Consider the following 21,528-nt stretch of genomic DNA (forward strand, 5'->3'; position numbering starts at 1 on the left):
ATGCGCCAGAATAACACGAGTGACAAGCACATTGCAGAGATGTCGTCAAGACCGTTGCGTATCCAATCTGAAAATAATACTCAAAAGCTCCGCTGTTATATGATCGGAGAGGGAACATTATTACTTTCATGCAGTGAATATCTTATTGAACAAGGGCACGAAATTTGTGGAATCATATCTGCAAACCCGTTAATTGCTCAGTGGGCGGGGGAACAAAAAATCGATCTGATTGATCCAACAGATAATTGGATAGAGACGTTAAAAAAGGTAGCTTTCGATTACTTATTTAGTATCTACAGCTTTTCCTTAATACCCGATGAGGTTTTGTCATTGCCGAGTAGACAAGCCGTTAACTATCACGACTCCTTACTACCTAAATATGCTGGTTTTCATGCAACCTCATGGGCCATAATAAAAGGGGAAAAGCAACATGGAGTGAGTTGGCATCTGATGACACCCAAGGCGGATGCCGGAGGAATTCTCAAACAACATATCATTGATATTGGCCAAAATGAATCGGCACTTGAAATTAATATGAAGTGCTATCAGGCTGGTATTCAATCCTTCGCGGAACTAATCCACGATTTTGTTCATGGAACCGCAGATATTCAGGAGCAAAATCTAGACCTGAGAAGCTATTTTCCGCGCTATAAACGTCTAGCACACGGGGGGATTGTTTCATGGAAGACAAACGCAGAGGAAATTTATAATTTAATCCGGGCTTTGGACTTTGGCTCTTACCCCAACACCCTCGGCAGTGCTAAATTCCTTGTCAAGGAAGAGTTTTTTATTATAAAAGCCTGTTCCCTCCTTCAGTCTGGGAATAAAGCGCAGCCCGGAGAGGTTGTCAACATAAGCGATCGCGCGATTCAAGTTGCTGCTGGGAATGGGGACATTTTACTGGAAAAAATCCTGACAATTGAGGGGAAAACATTATCAATAGGAGATTTCGTTGAACGTGTTGGCCTTCGTGAGGGGATGATTCTTACGGAATTAAAGGACTGTATTACTAAGAAAATAGATGTTTTTCTTAAAAAGATTACGCCACATGAAAGTGCTTGGCTAAAACAATGGGAGGATTATCAGCCTCTAAGGTTAAATTGGCGTTATCCTGAAAATACACCCATCAATTTTAGCGATCGCCCCATCGTTTATGAAACTTTACCCCTAAAAATTCCCAAAAAATTGTCGGCTTTTTTCGATAATCATAAATCCGAAAATTATCGTGATTTTTTGGCGGCTGCCTTCTTTTACCACCTTGCTGAGATTAGCCAACAACCATGTTTTGATATCGGGTATGGAAACCAAGGGCTAATTGAAACCTTTGATGAATCAATGGGTTTCTTCGCCCCCTATGTGCCTCTCCGGGTAGACAAGTTTGACAAAACCTTTGCGGAATTTCTTCCCAATTGCCAGGAAACCCTAAAATCGACTAGGCAAAAACATACTCACACGCGAGATATTTGGAGCCGCTATCCCTCTCTTCAGTCTCAAACAACCCGAAAATCATTGGCTTTCCCTGTTGTTGTACTACAAATCAACGATACAGAAGATTATCAACCGGAGGAAGGAGATGCCATTTTTCTCATCGCAAATGAAAAACTCTCTGGTTATCTGAAGTTCAATGCCAAGGTATTAGAGCGATCCGAAGCTGAAAAATTTGTTCGGAATTTTGAATTTTTTCTCCTGACGGAGACAATAACTAATAACTTCGTAAACAATGATATTTCCCTTATTCACAAGGCATCCACAGAAATAAATGAATCGGATAAGGATCGAGTCGATAAATGGAGGCTTGTTTATAATCAGGTATATCAGGAAGATAGAATTGACCCCGGAGAAGACCCATTCTTTAACATTAAGTGTTGGAAAGATAGTTATACTGGAAATAAGATGTCCGATGACGAGATGAGAGAATGGGTTAATTGTACGGTTCAAAGAATCCAAGAAGAATGTAGTCCCTCGCGCATCCTGGAGATTGGTTGTGGGACAGGGCTTCTTTTGTCACGTCTTCTTCCTGACGCTCTCTATTACTACGGAACGGATTTTTCCGAAAATGCCCTTGCCTATATTAAAGAATCCTACAATCGAAACGGCGAGAATATCAAGCATTTAGAACTCTCACACAGGTCGGCTGATGATTTTTCTTCATGGCCGAAACAAAGCTTTGACACCGCGATTTTAAATTCTGTTATTCAATATTTCCCTAGTCTTGCTTATTTAAAGAAAGTAATCAAAGGGGTGGTGGAAAAACTAGATTCAGGGGGAACCTGTTTTATTGGCGATGTCCGCAATGCCCTTTTATTGTCAGTCTATCATTCTTCTGTCGCTTTATTTAAGGCATCAAAAGAAACTTCTTTGGAGCAATTGTGCAAACAAGTACGGATGCGCGAAACTCAGGAACAAGAACTCTGTGTCGATCCGGAATTTTTTCTAAAAATCGCTGAGGAGTTACCCAAAATTAATAACGTGGAATTTTTGTTAAAGAAAGGAAATAGTTCCAATGAGTTAACTAAGTTTCGATATGATGTTATTATACACGTGGGAGAAAGAAAGACAACATCCGTTGAGATTCCCACGCTCGATTGGCGAAAAGAAAACCTAAATCGGGAAAGAGTTCAGAAAATCCTGCGTCATGAGCGACCAGAGTATTTGCGGATTGTCGGTGTTCCCAATCGTCGCGTCTTAAATGACATCATGGCGTTGAATTATATAAAATCGGCGGGAAGTGATGAAACTGTTGAATATCTGCGTTCCCTGCTCAATGAACAGGAGACGATCGGAGAATGCCTCCAGGACTGGCAGCTTCTTGCTAAAGAAGAAGGTTATGCTGTGGCTCTAAGTTGCTTGGGAAGCAATACTATAGGCGACTTTAACGTAATTTTTAGATTACCTTCGGTAAAAAAAACCAATATCAATAATTTTAGAACAGTATCTCAACGCCTAGCTACTTTAGAGGAAAAAACTATGTATTCTGTAGAGAAATATAATATTCCTGTCAAATATCCCAGAGAAAAAAGAATGGTGGATTTGTTTGAAGAACAAGTCCGCAAACAACCAAACGCTACGGCGCTAGTTTACAAGAACCAGAGGTTGACTTATCAAGAGTTGGTTGAAGAGACTGAGCGGTTGGCGATTTATATCCGTAGCCAGGGAGTAAAAGAAGGGGACCTGGTCGGCCTTTTTGTTCAACCTTCGCCGGAAATGCTGATGGTCTTGCTTGGTGTGATGAAAGCCGGAGCCGCATATTTGCCATTAGACCCCTCCTATCCCCAGGAACGGATTGCATATATACTTGAGGATGCCCAAGTACCTTGGGTAATCACCCAAAAAGAACTTGGGGAAAATCTACCCCCTGGCAACAGTAAAATCTTATACGTAGAAGATAGAAATAACACTGAGAAATCTGAGCGGCAGCTAGAACAGGAAGAGAATCCGCCCTGCGATCGAGGAGCTTCCTTGGCGTATGTTATTTATACGTCCGGTTCTACTGGCAAACCCAAGGGGGTCGCGATTGAACACCATAGTTTGACCAATTTTTTATGTTCAATGGCGGCTGAATTCAATTGCGGACAGGACGATTATTTGTTGGCGCTGACTACCTTTTGTTTTGATATCTCTGCGTTGGAGCTATATTTGCCCCTGATTACCGGAGGTTGTCTGGAAGTGCTTCCTAGCGAAGTCACACGGGATGGACTGCGCTTACGAGAAAAAATAGAGAGCAATGATTCTATTACCATCATGCAGGCAACGCCAGCTACTTGGAAGATGTTGCTGGCGGCGGGATGGGAACAAAAAAAACCACTAAAACTTTTGTGCGGTGGAGAAGCTCTGAGCGAAGAATTAACCCAGCAGCTATTGAAGCAAGAAATACCAGAAATACAATTGTGGAACCTGTATGGGCCTACGGAAACAACGATTTGGTCTACCTTAACCCGGATAAATCCCGGAGATCAAGTTACGATTGGCCGCCCCATAGCCAATACGCAATGTTATATCCTTGATGAGAAACAGAACCCTGTTCCTGAGGGGGAATTGGGAGAATTGTATATTGGTGGTGAAGGGGTAGCTAGAGGGTATCTGGGACGACCGGAAGAAACCGAGAAAAAATTTGTCAGCAATCCCTTTACTCCGAAAGGTTTGCCACGCTTGTATCGGACTGGTGATTTAGTCAAACGTTTGCCCGATGAACGGATTATCTATGCCGGACGCATCGATTTTCAAGTCAAGCTGAGAGGGTTCCGGATTGAATTAGGGGAGATTGAAAGCACGCTCAGAAAATTGGAAAATGTAGACGATGCAGTGGTCGTGTTGAGAGAAGATGGACTAGATCAGCGACTGGTAGCTTTTGTCCTCTATAAACACGGATGTCTCTTACCCCGTACCAGGGAATGGGCGGAAGAATTAAGAGAATGGTTGCCCGAGTACATGATACCCTCAAGTTTCATTGTTTTGAGAGCCTTTCCACAAACACTGAATCGAAAGATAGATCGGAAATGCTTGTCTACAGATCCCCTGAATAAGCTGAAAGAAGATTATGGACTTGGGGAAAGGTCTTTTAGTCATGTATTGGAACAAGACCTGCGTCAAATCGTCGCTAGGGTTTTAAAAATCGAACCTACCTCCTTGGACGTAAATCTCAATATGGGAGAGTATGGGTATAATTCATTACGTTTTACCAGTTTGAGTGTGCAACTGAATAAAACGTATGATATTAAGACTAATCCGACGATGTTTTATCAGCATTCATCTATAAAAAAAATGGCCAAATATTTGGAGGATAATTTTCGAGCAACTTTAACGCAATATTATCAGCAAGATCTGAAAACATTGTCTTTTGATTCAGAACAATCCGCAGCAGAAAAGCAGGTTTTAACTTTGTCGGCTCAGTATCAGCAGCCGAGTCCAAGTACAGTTGATGATCCGATCGCAATTGTAGGGATCAGCGGAATTCTGCCCGGGGGAAATACATTGACAGCATTCTGGGAATCCTTACTCCAGGGAAAAGATGCAGTCCGAGAATTGCCACAAGACAGATACGATGGTGATTATTATCGGCAGAAAATGCGAGAAATCGGGGTAAAACAGGTTGTGGGAGGCTTTATAGACAATGTTGATAAATTTGACGCTTCTTTCTTTGGATTGTCACCAAGGGAAGCCGAGTTGATGGATCCGCGTCAGCGGCTATTGTTGCAAACAGTATGGGAAGCCATTGAGGACTCAGGCCATAAGCCTTCGGATTTTTCTGCTAAAGAGATGGGAGTGTTTATCGGCGCGACAGGCTCGGATTATTGGGAATTGCAGCAACAACGGAACCAACAAATAGATGGCTACACCCTATCTGGCTATTCGACTTCGGTGATTGCCAACCGGATTTCCTATTTGTTCAATTTTAAAGGACCAAGCCTCGTGGTGGACACTGCGTGTTCAAGCTCCCTCATGGCAGTCCGTCGGGCTATACAGGCGCTCAAGACGAAGTCTTGTGAATTTGCGCTGGCGGGAGGGGTAAATCTAATGCTAAGCCCCCTGTTTCACATGGCATTGGAAAAGGGAGGTTACTTAAGTGAGGATGGCCGATGCAAAACATTTGACCGATCGGCTAACGGATACGTTCGCGGAGAAGGGGTCGGGATTGTGTTGCTTCGCCCCCTCAGTCAGGCACTGGCAGACGGAGATCCCGTGTATGCTGTGATTCGTGGCTCGGCGGAGAATCACAGTGGTCGTACAAATTCTTTAACCGCGCCAAGTGTGGACTCCCAAAAGGAATTGTTAGTGGCGGCTTATGATGAGGCCCAAATCGATCCCGATTCGTTGGGTTATATCGAGGTTCACGGCACAGGCACTAGTTTAGGCGACCCCATAGAGATCAATGCCCTGAAGGAAGCGTTTCAAACCATTTATCAAAAATGGGGGAAGGAGGGAGAAGGGAAGAATCATCACTGTGGACTGGGAGCCTTAAAAACAAATATTGGGCATCTGGAGAGCGCCGCCGGAGTTTCCGGCTTGCTTAAGGTTGTGTTAGCTATGAAATATGGTCGCCTTCCTAAATCACTACATTTTCAGGAACAAAATCCCTATGTCGATTTAAAACAAAGTCCGTTTCGGATCATTAAAGATCGTGAAAATTGGCAACGCCCACGAGATGATGCGGGTCGAGAATTACCCAGGCGAGCGGGGGTAAGTTCTTTTGGGTTTGGAGGAGCGAACGCGCATCTTGTGCTTGAGGAATATTTATCCGAACAGTCCAAAGCTCGAAACTCGAAACCGGACATCAAAAAGTCACAATCCTGTTTGGCCGTGTTGTCGGCAAAAAATGAGCAGCAACTAAAAGTGTATGCCAAAAAATTGCGCGACTTCCTCAAGAATCAGACCGAGAAGCATTACTTGGAACCGATCGCTCTTAGAGACATAATATACACGTTGCAAATAGGCCGCGAGTCGATGGAAGAAAAGGCGGCCTGGGTTGTATCGGGAATAGAAGAGTTAACGGATCGACTTTCCGCTTATGTTCAAGGGAGGCAGGAAGACCTTTGTATTCGCGGAAGATCCGAGTCGGGTAAACAAGTCCCAGCATTGGAGGGAAAAGAAGGGGTCACATTTATTCAAAGTTTAGCTAAAGGTCAGTGTTGGCAGGATATAGCCTCCCTATGGGTGCTGGGATGCAAAATAAACTGGAAAAGTTTATATCCTCCAGAAAATTATCCGAAACGTTTACATTTACCCACTTATCCCTTTGCAGAAGAGAGCTACTGGTTGCCCAATATAAAACCAGAAAATATAAAACCAGAAAATATAAAATCGGTACAGAATAACCATAATTTCCACCCCTTAATTCAACGCCAGTTTTCAGCCGACGGAGTACAGATTTTTACCAGTATATTGAGAGCCGATGCCTTTTATTTAAGCGACCATATTGTTGACGGAGAAAAAGTGTTGCCCGGGGTTGCAACAATAGAAATGGCGCGTGTCGCCGCAGAGATTGCCGAAGGAAAAAAAGTGCGGAAAATTCGACAAATTATTTGGGCACGCCCGATCCGGGTCAACAATTCCACTTTGAACGTTGAATTACATTTGCGACGGACAGATAAGGCCGTCATATTTGAGATTCGCGATCAAAAAGGAGCGGACAGCAGTTCGATTTATACGCAGGGAAAAGTGGTTTACGAAGAACTTGCAGACGCAAACCATGTAGCCCGGATAATAGATATCGATTCGATTAGACAAGGCTGTTTAAAACATATAACAGGCGAGGAAATATACGCTCGACTACGTATATTTGGCCTCGACTTAGGGAGCGGATTTCAACCGCTTAAAGAGCTATTAAGTAGCGACACGGAGGCTTTGTCTACTCTCGAATTACCTCATGCCTTAGAAAAGGACGCTAACAGGTTCATGCTCCATCCTTCTTTAATGGATGGCGCTTTGCAGACAGTGCTTGGCGGCCCCTGGGGTTTGACTTCCTCTTCATTACACATTCCTTATACAATTGGCGAGGTGGAAATTTTAGGATCGGTAACCCAATCCTGTTATGTATATGTGGTTTCTTCAGAAAAAGGGACGGCTACGAATAACCGGGGGTTCGGCGGTCGCTATGATGCCTATATTTTGGATAAGACGGGAAAGGAACTTGTTAGAATAAAAAATTTCCTGTTACGACCTATTAACCATAAAAATCAGCTCCCAGTAGAAGCGTCGGCTGTTTTAGATGACCAAGCTTTATTAGACTTGACGAGCAATGATTTGGTTGGCATGGCTGCTTCTATTTTGAAGATGCCGAAAGAGGCGATTGTAATTACAAGGAATATGAGCGATTACGGATTTGATTCCATCAGTTTTATGGAATTAGTAAATCCTATTAACGAAACATTTGACCTTGAGGTTACGCCAGATATTTTTTTCGAGCATTTTTCATTAGAGAAATTGACAAACTATTTGTTCCAGGAATTTCGGAGCCAATTAATTCAACATTATCAGATTGTCTCGAAACCGGAATTGTTACAACCTCTTAACCACGAATTTCAGCCGTCGGTGGCAGCGTCATATATTTTAGATGACCAGGCTTTATTAGATTCAACGCTAAAGGATTTGGTTGGTATGGCTGCTTCTATCTTGAAGATGCCAAATGAGACGGTTATAATTACCAAGAATATGAGCGATTACGGATTTGACTCCATCAGTTTTATGGAATTGGTCAATCCGATTAACGAAACATTCGGACTGGAGATTACGCCCGATCTATTTTTCGAGCATTCTTCATTGGACAAACTGGCAAACCATCTATGCCAGGAATTCCGCAGCCAATTAATTCAACATTATCAGTTGGTCTCGAAACCGGAATTTCCTCAACCCGACAATGTAAACGAAGAGACTTATGAGGAACAGATTTACCCTAAAAGCAAGGAATTGCAAAACCCGAATGAACCAATCGCCATCATTGGCATCAGTGGTATACTTGCCGGTGCCGAGAATTTAGAGTCTTTTTGGCAGGGACTGGTAGAAGGGAAAGATTGGATTGTTGAAGTACCTCCCAGTCGCTGGAATTGGAAGAGCTATTATGGCGACCCCATGACAGAGGACAACAAAACTAAGTCCAAATGGGGCGGATTCATGACAGGGGTAGATGCTTTTGATGCTGCTTTTTTTGGTATTTCACCACATGAAGCGAGATTGATGGACCCACAACAGAGATTTTTCTTACAAGCTGTATGGAAAATGGTTGAGAATGCTGGGTTACAGATGTCTGCGTTATCGGGTACAAAAACCGGGGTTTTTGTGGGAGTGGCCAATACTGATTACGGTGATTTGCTGAAAGCTCATGCTCCTTGCGTGGAAGCCCATACATCAACAGGGACTTGTCCCTCAGTTCTAGCCAATCGGATTTCCTATTTGTTCAATTTACGTGGACCCAGTTTACCTGTGGATACAGCCTGTTCTAGTTCGCTGGTAGCGGTGAATTACGCTGTCGAATCCATTCGTAGTGGTAGTTGCGATATGGCGATCGCCGGAGGAGTAAATATTATCCTCACACCGCATTTCACCCTCTCTTTCAGTAAGTCTGGTATGCTGAGTGAAGATGGCCGCTGCAAAACCTTCGACAGCAGGGCGGATGGTTATGCTCGTGGAGAAGGTGTTGGGGCGATTTTGTTGAAACCGCTAAAACAAGCAGAAGCAGATGGCAATATCATCCATGCCGTAATTCGTGGTACAGCCGTAAATCATGGGGGTCATGCCAATTCACTGACCGCCCCTGACCCTAATTCCCAGGCTCAAGTATTAATTGATGCCTATGAAAAAGCGGGTGTCGATCCTGCGACGGTTAGTTATATCGAGGCACATGGTACTGGTACCAGTTTAGGAGATCCGATTGAGATTAATGGTTTGAAAAAGTCATTTACGGAATTGCAAAAGCGGTGGGAAACATCAATTCCCAAAGCCGTCTATTGCGGGCTTGGTTCTGTAAAAACTCAAATCGGTCATTTAGAAGCAGCCGCAGGCATCGCCGGGATCTTAAAAGTCGTTCTTTCCATGAAATATGGGAAATTACCTGGTATTCTTCATTTCCAAAAACTCAATCCTTTCATTAACCTAACGAACAGTCCGTTTTATATTGTTGACCAGACAAGCAACTGGGAGCGTCTACGCAATGTTGAGGGAGAGCCACTACTGTGGCGGGCAGGAGTAAGTTCTTTTGGCTTTGGAGGCGTAAATGCACACGTCGTCTTGGAAGAATACGAGAAGAAACAGCCCTCTAGTGCTTTCACCAAGCCGCACCGAAATCAAGATTATTTAATCGTCCTTTCGGCAAAAAACAAAGAGCGCTTGGGAGAAGTAGTCAAAAATCTCTTTAATTATCTAACAGCAGCCCAACTTCAAACTCACTCAAGGGTTGCTATACAAGATATCGCTTATACACTCCAGGTTGGTAGGGAAGGGATGCAGGAACGATTGGCTCTAGTTGTTTCCAGCATCGAGGATTTAATCAAAAAATTAGATGCCTGCCAGAGGGGAGTTTCACCAATGGCAGGGGTATTCTACGGCATTGCCAAGCCGTCACAAACAAAACTTGAGAGCCAGTCGGAAATATCAACCAATAGCAGTTTAGTTCAGCAGGCTGTCCAGCAAAAAGCACTGGAAAAGCTGGCTCAACTCTGGATTTCGGGTAGTCAGATTAATTGGAATTTATTGTATCCACAGCCTCCACAGCGTATTGAACTACCGACCTATCCCTTTGCTAAAACACTTTATTGGCTTCCTACCGGAGACCAGGCAGAGGACAGGGGGCAGGGGACAGGAGGGGAAGAAGATAAATCTCCGGCGGCCACAATCAGCAATGAGGAAGTAGAGACACGCTTTTTGAAGCTGTATCAACCAGAATGGGTACCGCAATCTTTAGAACTTCAACAATTAAAAGATGCAGTCGCAGCTACACCTTCCCAGGTTACTACCAAAAAAGTACTCGTGGTAACTCCGCCCGAAGGCGTCTGGCTCGAAAGCCTATTGGCTCAAGCCCATACTAAAGATGAAATCCTGTTAATAAAATTAGGGGACATTCAAAGCCCACAGGCGTGGTTGGCCAGTCTCGGTCGTCTCGATCATCTCGATACTATCTATTTTCTCGGTGGTATACAAAATTTTTGCCATGATGACGATGGTGATGATATAGACCAGTTGGAGCGAAGTCAAGAGTTGGGAGTTTTTTCTTTATTCCGACTGCTCAAGGCATTGCATAGGCGTTTAATGGGTGGCTCGGCTCTGTCCCTGAAGGTGATTACTTGTGGTGTTCACTGCATACTACCTGATACTAAGATATATCCCTTCGGAGCTAGTATGAATGGCATGGGTATTACAATTGCCAGAGAATATCCGTCACTAAAGGTAAGCTGTTTTGATATCGACCCCAATGCTCTGGACGAAAATTACCCCCCTCAACAAAGAGAGTTTATCCTCAATTCGATTTTGGATGAGCCGGCTCATGAACGTGGACAAGAGATAGTCCTGAGAGCAGGACAACGATATGTACGTACCCTATATCCACTGGTGCTGCCTCGCCTTTCACATGACCATGTGAGAACAAACGGTGTGTATGTGATTCTAGGAGGAATGGGAGGAATCGGATTAACTTTAAGTCAATATTTAGCAGAAAACTATCAAGCCCGGTTAATTCTGATCGGTAGAAGCAAGCTGGATGAGAAGAAAAAAGCCCAGATTGTGGATATTGAATCTAGAGGGGGTACTGTATTTTACGGCCAAGCGGATGCTACTGACCTGGATGGGATGAAACAGGTTATTGCCCGGGCTAAGGCTCGTTTCGGCCCGATTCATGGAGTTTTCCACTCAGCCCTGATATTGGAGGATAAAAGTCTGGTGGCAATGGATGAAGCTGCTTTTCGAGTTGCTCTGGAACCCAAGGTAAAGGGAAGTGTCGTTTTACATGATGTGGTTAGAGAAGAAAATTTGGATTTTATGATGTTTTTCTCTTCCATTCAGACTTTTATGGGAAATCCAGGACAGAGTAATTATGGTGCAGCCTGTGCGTTTAAGGATGCCTATGCTCACTATCTTAACGCCACAAAAACCTGTCCGGTCTATATCATTAACTGGGGGTATTGGGGAAGTGTTGGAATAGTAGCCCAAAAATCCTATCAACAGCGTTTAGCTAAACAAGGTATATATTCCATTGAACCCGATGAAGGGATGGAAGCTATTCGGCGGATATTTGGTTCTCCAGCTAATCAAGCGATCGCAATGAAGACTGACAATGTATTTGAGGAGAGCCTGGGCGTAGATTGTCAATATCAAGTAGAGTTATTACCTGAATCCAAATCCATCCTGTCTTTAATTGAAACGCTGGCAACAACACTAAAACAATCTGTCACACTCGATGGGGAAGTACTGCGATTCCGACAGGCTCTCATCCAATTGGAGCAGTGGGCTGCACGATTTCTACTCAAAGTCTTACAAAATATGGGAGGACTTCATCAAGAAACGCTGCGGATTCTGCCCCACTATTCTCGCTTATATCACTGTATAGTAGACATACTATCCAGAGCGGGATTTACACAGATTGATCCTCAAGGCAACATTTATTTGAGACAAGATAACGGCCAACAGGGTGAACTCTACGATATTGAAAAAGAAAAACAACAATTGTTGTCTACCTATCCCAATCTCAAAGCACATATACGCCTGCTAGAAAAATGTCTAAGCCAATTTGATGAAATTTTGACAGGACGATGTTTAGCAACCGATGTCATGTTTCCTCATTCCTCTATGGATTTGGTAGAGGGCATTTATAAAGGGCATCCGATTGCAAATCATTTTAATCAATTGGTTACTGACAGCCTGGTGTCTTATATTCTGGCTCGTCTCGAACAAAGGAAGGGCGATGAGAAAATTACTATCCTAGAAATAGGAGCGGGAACCGGGGGAACTAGTGCTGTTGTATTAAAAGCGATCGCACCCTACAGTCATCTTATTCGCTACGTTTACACCGACATTTCCTTAGCTTTTATCAACTATGGAAGAGAACAGTTCGAGGCACTCTATCCTTTCGTAGAGTTCCGCGTTCTCAACATTGAAAAAGAGGTGTCTGCCCAAGGCTTCAATGCAGGCAGCGTTGATGTAGTATTGGCGACTAATGTGTTACATGCTACCCAGAATATTCGTCGGACTCTTGCCCATACTAAGGTTCTGTTAAATAAAAATGGTTGGCTCATAGTCAACGAGGCTACCACTGTTCAGGATTTTGCCACCCTGACTTTCGGTCTATTATCAGGTTGGTGGCTTTATGAAGACGAAACATTCAGATTGCCAGGCTCGCCATTACTCAGTACGAGTATGTGGGAAAAAGTCTTGGAAAAAGAGGGCTTTCACAAATGTGTTTTCCTGAATGATAGAGAGGATTTTGCCAACCTGCGTCAGCATGTGATCATTTCTGAAAGTAACGGTTTAGTCAAACAACGGATTTCTGATGGAGTGGCAGGTAATAACACCGTTGAATTAATTCCTTTGTCTCCAACAAATCAATCAATGACTCCAGCCTTAACCAAAAGGCCAGAGCAAAAAGAAGAAGTGCAAGAACAAAAAGATTGCCCAAGAAAAGACGAGAATGATTATTCGGATTTGTCCAACAGAACAAAGCTATTTTTGCAAAAAATGATGGCTGAAATTCTGAAAATGCCCTCGGATGAAATTGATGCTGACACAGCCTTTGTCTATTACGGTATGGATTCAATTTTGCTCAACCGTTTTAACCATGTTTTACAAAAAGAGATTGGGGTTGTATCAAAAAGCCTACTTTTGGAATACCAGACGGTAGGGGATTTGACAGATTATCTGTTATCTCATCGCCGGACGGAACTTGTAAAAGTAATAGGTGGCACACATCAAGACTCAGAACCAAAAAAACCCCAAGTAAAAACTTTGACAACCCCCAAGAATAGGAATATTCCTCAGGCAGAGGCAGTCACTAGCGAGGATATTGCCGTTGTGGGGCTTAACGGACGTTATCCACAAGCGGAAAATCTGGATCAGTTCTGGGAGAACCTGAAATCTAATACTATTTCTATTACTGAAATACCAAGGGATCGTTGGAATTATCGAGATTTTTACGATACTGAAAAGGGGCGTGAAAATAAAATATACTGCAAGCGTGGAGGCTTTTTGACGGATATCGACAAATTTGATCCTATTTTCTTTGGGATAACACCGCTGGAAGCCAAGACAATGAATCCGGAAGAACGGATTATGCTCGAAGTAGTCTGGGCAACCCTGGAAGACGCTGGCTACCTTCGGCAGACACTGAATAAGCAAAAAGTGGGGGTGTATTTAGGAGCAAATGCCTTTGGGTATCCGCTGACAAAAATAAATGGAAATACTAATACTGCCATCGATTTAACCACGTACAATTTACCGAATCGAATTTCCTATTTTTTCAACTTCACCGGTCCCAGCATGGCAATAGACACATCTTGTTCGTCTTCTCTGACAGCAGTGCATCTGGCTTGTGAGAGTATCAGACGTGGGGAGTGCAACGTGGCAATTGCAGGAGGAATTAATTTATACTTGCATCCATCCAAGTACCTGCTCCTAAGCCAGTTTAGACTGTTATCATCCCAACCGTCTTACAGCTTGTTTTCCCAGGATGGAGATGGGTTTATTCCCGGAGAAGGAGCCGGGGCAGTTTTATTAAAATCGTTACGACAGGCCGAACAAGACAAGGATCATATTTATGGTGTAATTAAGGCTTCTGCAATGCTTCATAAAGGTCGCAGCAATGATTTCCTTCTGCCTTCACCACATGCACAAGAATCTTTAGTGAAACAGGTGATCGAAAATGCTGGGTTCAGTGCTGAAAGCATCAGTTACTTTGAAAGTCAGGCTATGGGTTCTGCTGTGGTAGATTCTGCCGAATGGGCGGGCATCAGTCGGGCTTATCGTTCCTTAACCGATAAAACAAACTTCTGTGCCTACGGCTCAGTAAAACCGAATATCGGCCATTTAGAGACAGCTTCCGGTATAGCGCAATTAACCAAAGTACTGCTTCAGATGAAATACCGACAATTATTGCCAACCCGCTTTTCGTCAGAACTCGATCCAGCCATCGAATTAGAAAGTTCTCCTTTTTATCTCCAACGAGAACTGAGCCATTGGGAGAGAATCCGGGTAAAGAAAAACGGCTCGTGGCAGGAATTTCCCAGACGCGCTGCTATCAGTTCTGGCGGCGGCGGCGGAATGCTCTCGCATCTTATCGTTGAGGAATACGATCCGCTCCAGACAAACTTAGGCATACAGGAGGAAGACCATGCGTGAAGAACTAATTGTAGTTTCAGCTAGAACAGAAGAACAACTTAGGGTATATCTCACGACTTTAAGAGATTATTTATCTTCTTCTCCAACTCCGGCTTCTTTGGCTGATATTGCTTTCACCTTACAGACAGGTAGAGAGAGTTTTGACGAGAGATTTGCGGTAATAGTAAAAACCAAATCGGAGCTTTTAAGTCTGCTCACTCTTTACCTGGAATCTGGGGAGGCTTCTTCTGTCATTTTTAGAGGAGGAAACAAGGAATCTCAGTATCCATTAGAAGTCAAACCCAACGACCAAAAACAGCTATACGAAAACAAAGATTTGCGGATAGCGGCTACCTGGTGGACACACCAGATTGATGTGGATTGGGAACAACTGAATGAACATTCGGATGCTAGGCGCATTTCCCTGCCAACCTATCCATTTGAACGCAAACGTTGTTGGGTAGCTGAGGAAACCTTCTCTCCACCCGATAAACCAATGGAAACAGGGCTATTGGTCGCCGAGTTCTATAATAAAATGACTCCTTACATGAAGGATCTCTTAGGGACTGAAGATCCCCATTTGATCTTTTCTCCTCTAGCGGAAAAGATACCAGGTTTTTCCTGGGTATTGATTTATAACGAGCCCGAAAAACATCCCGAACATGCAGCAATTATAGCTTCCAAACAAAAAGAAGCAAAACAGATTCTTTATCATGGAGTAGATTTTTCCAAAGTCCATAAGGTAATGGATATTGGGTGTGGCTTTGCGACAGATTTAATCAACCTGTCCATGTCGTATCCGCATATCATTGGTGATGGTTTTACGATTGCATCCAATCAGGCTCAAGAAGGGGCTAACCGGGTTCTCAACAAAGGCTTAGACAATCGCCTGCGTATTTTCTGTAAAGACAGTAGCAAAGACCCATTTCCGGATCTCTATGACTTGGTTATTGGCTTTGAGGTTTTCCCCCATATCGAACATAAACAAAAAACCTTTGAGAACATTTATCAACATCTAAACCAGGATGGTCGTATTCTTTTAGCGGATTGCGTCGCCAATACCGTGACCGAAATCAATATGCCTAAATTAGCGATGTTTACTAGCACCGCTCCTCAGTACAGTAAAACCCTCAGTGATGTAGGACTGAAACTGATTGAGTGCGTAGACATTAGCGTAGAAATCTCTAATTTCCTAGACGATCCTGAATTTGAGAATAACTTTGCTTATTTATGTTCCGTTAACCCCATTATAAAACAATTTGAACAGGAATACCGTGGTTGGTATAGTTTTGGGCAGGGAATAAAGAAAAAAGTTTTGCGTTATCTTCTCTTAACCATCGGCAAGGCTGATCCCGATCAAACTAAGGAGGAGTTGCTCGCAAACAACCAGCGTCAATTCGATTATCCCGTATTTTATAAACAGGCAAGCGATCGCCTCACTCCTGAACCGGAACTATTCGTGCAGAGGAAACTCGTTCCCGCACAGTCCACCCTTTTGCAGACTGCTCCCTTACAACAAGAAAATACGATTACAGCTACAGCCGATGAAGTTGATAACGAGTTTTGGGAAAAGAAGCTGGTCGAGATTACCAGCAGAGAGATGGAAATGGAGGCGAATGCGATCGATATTAAAGCCCAATTTGCTGATTACGGAGTCGGTTCCTTGCAGGGTGTGTTACTAATAGACGCAATCAATCGTGAGTTTGACCTAAAACTGAAAATCCAAGTCATCTATGATTATTCCAGCATTAGGGATCTCAGCCAGTTTCTGGTTACTAACTCTGGTAAAACACTAAAAAGTTCTCTCCCAAAAAGCGATACACTCAAACAGGAAGCAATTAAAGTCCCCGCCCAGGCAGTGACGCAAACTCCTCCAGTCAAAAACACAACGGATATTGCCGTGATTGGTATGTCCGGGCGTTTTCCGGGAGCGGATAATACATCAGAGTTTTGGGAGAATCTCCGACAAGGTATAGATTCAATCACAGAGGTGCCCCCAAGTCGCTGGGACGTGCAAAAATATTATGACCCCGATCCCCAGAAACCCAATCGCAGTTATAGCAAATGGGGTGGATTCCTACGGGATGTTGATAAATTCGATCCCCTGTTTTTTAACCTTTCTCCCGTAGAAGCGGAAGTCATGGACCCGCAACAACGTCTTTTTCTGCAAAGCTGTTGGCATACGCTTGAAGATGCTGGATATGTCGGGCAACGGCTAGATAGCGTCAAATGTGGCGTATTCGCAGGGGTTATTTATAACGATTATAAAGCACTTTTATATAAACATGGTCTAATCAAGAATCACGGGCAAGTCATGCTAGGCAACGCCAATTCGATTCTGGCCTCTCGTGTCGCCTACTTTTTAAACCTGCGGGGACCGGTGATGACCATAGACACTGCCTGTTCTTCCTCTTTGATGGCTATTCACCTAGCCTGCAAAAGTCTCCGGGAAGGAGAAACGGATATCATGCTAGCCGGTGGTGTGACACTTTACCTATCGGAACAACTTTATGTTGAAATGAGCAAGGCAGGGATGGTTTCGCCTACAGGTAAGTGCAGGGCTTTTGATAACACTGCTGATGGACTTGTTGTTGGCGAAGCCGTCGGTGTGGTAGCTCTGAAACGTTTAGACCGGGCTATCGCCGATGGAGATACGATCTATGGGATTATTAAGGGAACAGGTACTAATCAGGATGGCAAGACCAACGGAATCACCGCTCCGAGTGGCAAGTCTCAGTCAGAGTTAGAATTAGCAGTATATCAACAGTTCAATATTCACCCCGAAAGTATTTCCTATGTTGAAGCACATGGAACGGGTACTAAGTTAGGCGATCCTATCGAAGTAGAGGCGCTTACACAGGCATTTCGTACCCATACCACAAAGAAGCAGTACTGTGCGCTTGCCTCGGTTAAGAGTAATATCGGGCATACCTCTGCGGCGGCTGGGGTCGTAAGCTTGATGAAAGTGCTGCTTTCGTTACGTCACAAAATGATTCCTCCCACGCTTTATGTCGAAAGGGAGAATATCCATAATGATTTTGCCGAAAGCCCCTTCTATATCAACAAAAAGTTACGTGACTGGCAGCCTAATTCATCTTATCCCAGAAGAGCGGCTATCAATTCCTTTGGGTTTAGCGGATCAAATTGTCATATCGTTGTTGAAGAATATCAAGAGGAGTTGAATCCCGGTTCTTTTTCCTCTCGGAAGGGAGAACCCGTACTCATAGTCTTGTCGGCCAAGAACAAAGACCGGCTCCAAGAAATGGCAGAAAATTTTTGTCGTTATCTCGACAATTCCAACAATATAGATTTATCGCGTTTAGCTTACACGCTCCAGGTTGGGCGGCTGGCTATGGAGGAACGTTTATCCTTAGTTGTCTTCGATAGTGAAGAATTAAGAGAAAAGTTGATGGACTATATCGAAGGACGCAGCGACCGAGCCCATGTTTATCATGGCAGTATACAAGCAGAGGTCGGCGGCTTGTCCTGGACACGAGAAGAAATCAGCAAACAGACTCGCGCTTCACTCGACGAATTGGCTCAACTATGGATCAAAGGAGTAGAGATAGATTGGTCGGTACTGTATCCAGATGCGACTCCCCACATCATCTCTCTACCGACCTATCCTTTTGCTAGAGAACGGTACTGGATTCCAGAAGAACCCCAAGACGCTGGAGAGAAAGACAACCCGCCCTCTGACCATGTTACTGAAAAACGTTTAGAGGATTCGCGTCAAGAAATCGAGACATATCTGCAAGATATTCTGTCAACAGCCCTGAAAATACCTGCCGCCAAGATTCAAGCCTCAGTGCCCTTTGAAAAGTACGGCATTGACTCGGTTATGATCCTCAGCTTGAATCGGGAATTAGAATCCCATTTCGGCGAGTTGCCTAGCACCTTATTTTTTGAGCGACAAAACTTGTCCGAGCTTGCTCAATATTTTATTGAACATCATCAAACTGCATTGCTCAAGAAGTGGGAAAAGATACCGACTGAAAAATTGGCTGCCAGATCAATCTCTGTCGAAAGTTCCAGTCCTACAACAAAAAAATTGAATGTTGATTCAAAGCCAATATCTGCGGTTAAACCTGTTAGTCAACAGCTTGGCCAACAATGCCAGGAAATTGCCATTATAGGAATTAGCGGTCGCTATCCACAGGCAGACAATCTGGAAACCTTTTGGCAAAACCTAAAGATAGGAAAAAACTGTGTTACCGAGATTCCCCAAGAACGTTGGGATTACCGTCAGTATTACGACCCCCAGAAGAATAAAAGAGGAAAAAGCTATTGCAAATGGGGAGGTTTCATCAATAATGTCGATCGCTTTGATCCCCTGTTTTTTAACATAGCTCCCAAAGAAGCCCAAATTATGGATCCGCAGGAACGCCTGTTTTTACAGACAGCCTGGGAAACCATTGAAGATAGCGGCTATACGAGGGATAAACTTGAGCAAGAGAAAGTCGGCGTTTTTGTTGGGGCGCTTTACCTGGAATATCAGTTGCTGGGAGTCGAAGAAACCGCCAAGGGTAGGCCGATGTTCCTTGGATACTCTCTTTCCTCGATTGCTAACCGGGTATCCTACTTCTTTAACTTTAACGGTCCCAGCTTGGCTGTAGATACGATGTGTTCTTCCTCTTTGACTGCTATCCATTTAGCCTGTGAATCAATCAGACATGGGGACTGCAATTTAGCTTTGGCTGGCGGAGTTAATCTAGCTCTGCACCCGAATAAATATCTGCAATTGGGTCAAAACGGATTTGCTTCCAGTGACGGACGTTGTCGCAGCTTCGGTGATGGCGGCGATGGTTACGTGCCAGGGGAAGGCATAGGGGCAATTTTACTGAAGCCACTAGATCAAGCAATCAAGGATGAAGACCATATCTATGCAGTTATTAAAGGGAGTTCTCTGAATCACGGTGGCAAAACCAACGGTTATACTGTACCTAATCCCAATGCCCAAGGTTTACTGATTAAAGAAGTTCTGGAACGAGCCAATGTCAAGGCCAGAACCATCAGTTATCTGGAGGCACACGGTACTGGTACGGAGTTAGGAGACCCGATTGAGATTTCCGGTTTAATGCAGGCTTACCAGCAAACCACGGATGAAAAGCAATTTTGCCGCATCGGTTCTGCAAAGGCTAATATCGGTCATTTGGAAGCCGCTGCTGGTATAGCCGCTGTAACCAAGGTTGTTTTACAACTAAAACATAAACAACTTCCGCCTTCAATCCACTCGGAAACTGTAAATCCTAACATCCGTTTTGAACAATCTCCCTTTTGTCTACAGGGAAAACTGGAAACATGGGAAAGACCGGTGATTCAGGAAGGGGATGTGAAAAGGACTTATCCCCTCAGAGCAGGCATCAGTTCCTTTGGAGCGGGTGGGGCGAACGCACACCTAATTCTGGAAGAATATGTAGAGAAGAGAAATAACGACAAGTCAAAGGCAGACATAGGCGGGCAGCCCTTATTGTTTCTCTTGTCTGCGAAGAATGAAAATCGCCTAAAGGAATACGCTAGGAAGCTTTTCGAGTTCATTTCTGTTCCCTCGTCGTCTGTCGATGTTCATCCGTCAATGCAGAGTATTGCCTATACTTTACAAGTGGGGCGTGAGGCTATGGAAGAACGATTAGCCTTGATTGCATCCAGTTCGGAAGAACTTCGTCAAAAATTGTTGCAGTATTACCAAGGTTTGGCAGAGAACGAACTTTGTTATCGAGGTAGTGTGCAAACCACAGAGACAGAGATGGAGACACTCCTGCAAGGAGAAATAGGAGAAATTTTTGTCCGGCAATTGCTGGGTAATCAAGAGTTAGGTAAATTAGCTGCGCTGTGGACTAAAGGGGTAAACATTGATTGGCAGTTACTGTACAGCGAACCGAAACCAAAACGGTCTTCCCTGCCGACTTACCCCTTTGCTCAAAAACGCTATTGGATTCCCGAAGTGGGGATGTCTCAAGAGACAAAATCCCAGGTCATTTACTCCCACCCTTTACTGGATGGATTTGATGTTCAAGAGAGTGTAGGCACTGGAGCCGTATTTTACAAGACTTTATCCTACACAGATTGGATCGTCAGCGATCATCAAGTTAAAAATCAGCCCGTTCTCCCCGGTGTAGGAATCCTGGAAATTGCGCTCGCAGCTTTTGCTTGGGTGCGAGGGAATGAAGAATATAATATCGCTAGAGTGCTCTGGCTACAACCCGTAGCGGTCAGCAAAGAATGCAAAAAAATTAATATCGTTATTAGCCAAAAAGACAAAGAATTAGGTTTTGAAATTCGTTTTGGAGATACGATTTACGCCCAGGGTGAGTTTATTTTAGCTAGACAAAAAGACGGTACGAAGGAACCACCCTTGTCCATAGAAGATATCAAAACACGTTGCTCTCGAAAGATGGACAAACTCACCCATTATACCACTTGCCGGGAAAAAGGTGTTGATTATGGAGTTCATTTCCAGGGACTAGAACAAATCTGGGGAAACGATGAAGAAGCCTTGGGTTTATTTCAGTTACCAGCTTGTTGTGAGAGAGACTTTCAACAATATCAGCTACATCCTACTTTAGTAGATAGCGCTCTCCAGGCGATCGCCGGACTGTTTGACCCTCTGCAAACAAAAACTGGACAACCGATGCTGCCTTATGCTGTAGAGAAGGTGGAGCGGGTTCGCCCTTTACCAACCCGTGGTTATGCACAAGTCAAAATTCTGGGCAAATCGCGGTACAACGTGGTGATTGC

At 43.9% G+C, this 21,528-nt stretch carries 2 protein-coding genes (1 of these 2 cut by a window edge); both read left to right on the forward strand.

Going from position 1 to position 21,528, the window contains the following annotated elements; translation table 11 throughout:
• On the forward strand, window positions 1-14,811 hold the full coding sequence (locus QUB61_RS07415) for an amino acid adenylation domain-containing protein (RefSeq protein ID WP_333125626.1): 14,811 nt from the start codon (window positions 1-3) through the stop codon (window positions 14,809-14,811).
• Window positions 14,804-21,528 carry the 5' end (the start) of an SDR family NAD(P)-dependent oxidoreductase gene (locus QUB61_RS07420; protein ID WP_333125623.1) on the forward strand. It continues 8,428 nt past the right edge of the window, so only the first 6,725 of its 15,153 coding nucleotides appear in the window; it begins with the start codon at window positions 14,804-14,806; the stop codon falls past the right edge of the window. Before QUB61_RS07415 ends, QUB61_RS07420 begins: the two co-directional genes overlap by 8 nt.

The organism is Microcoleus sp. C2D2 (genome assembly GCF_036702495.1).
Lineage (GTDB): Bacteria > Cyanobacteriota > Cyanobacteriia > Cyanobacteriales > Microcoleaceae > Microcoleus.

What these genes read in the sequence shown, in the direction of transcription:
- QUB61_RS07415 (WP_333125626.1), top strand. Translation starts at nt 1, where the DNA reads ATGCGCCAGAATAACACGAGTGACAAGCACATTGCAGAGATGTCGTCA.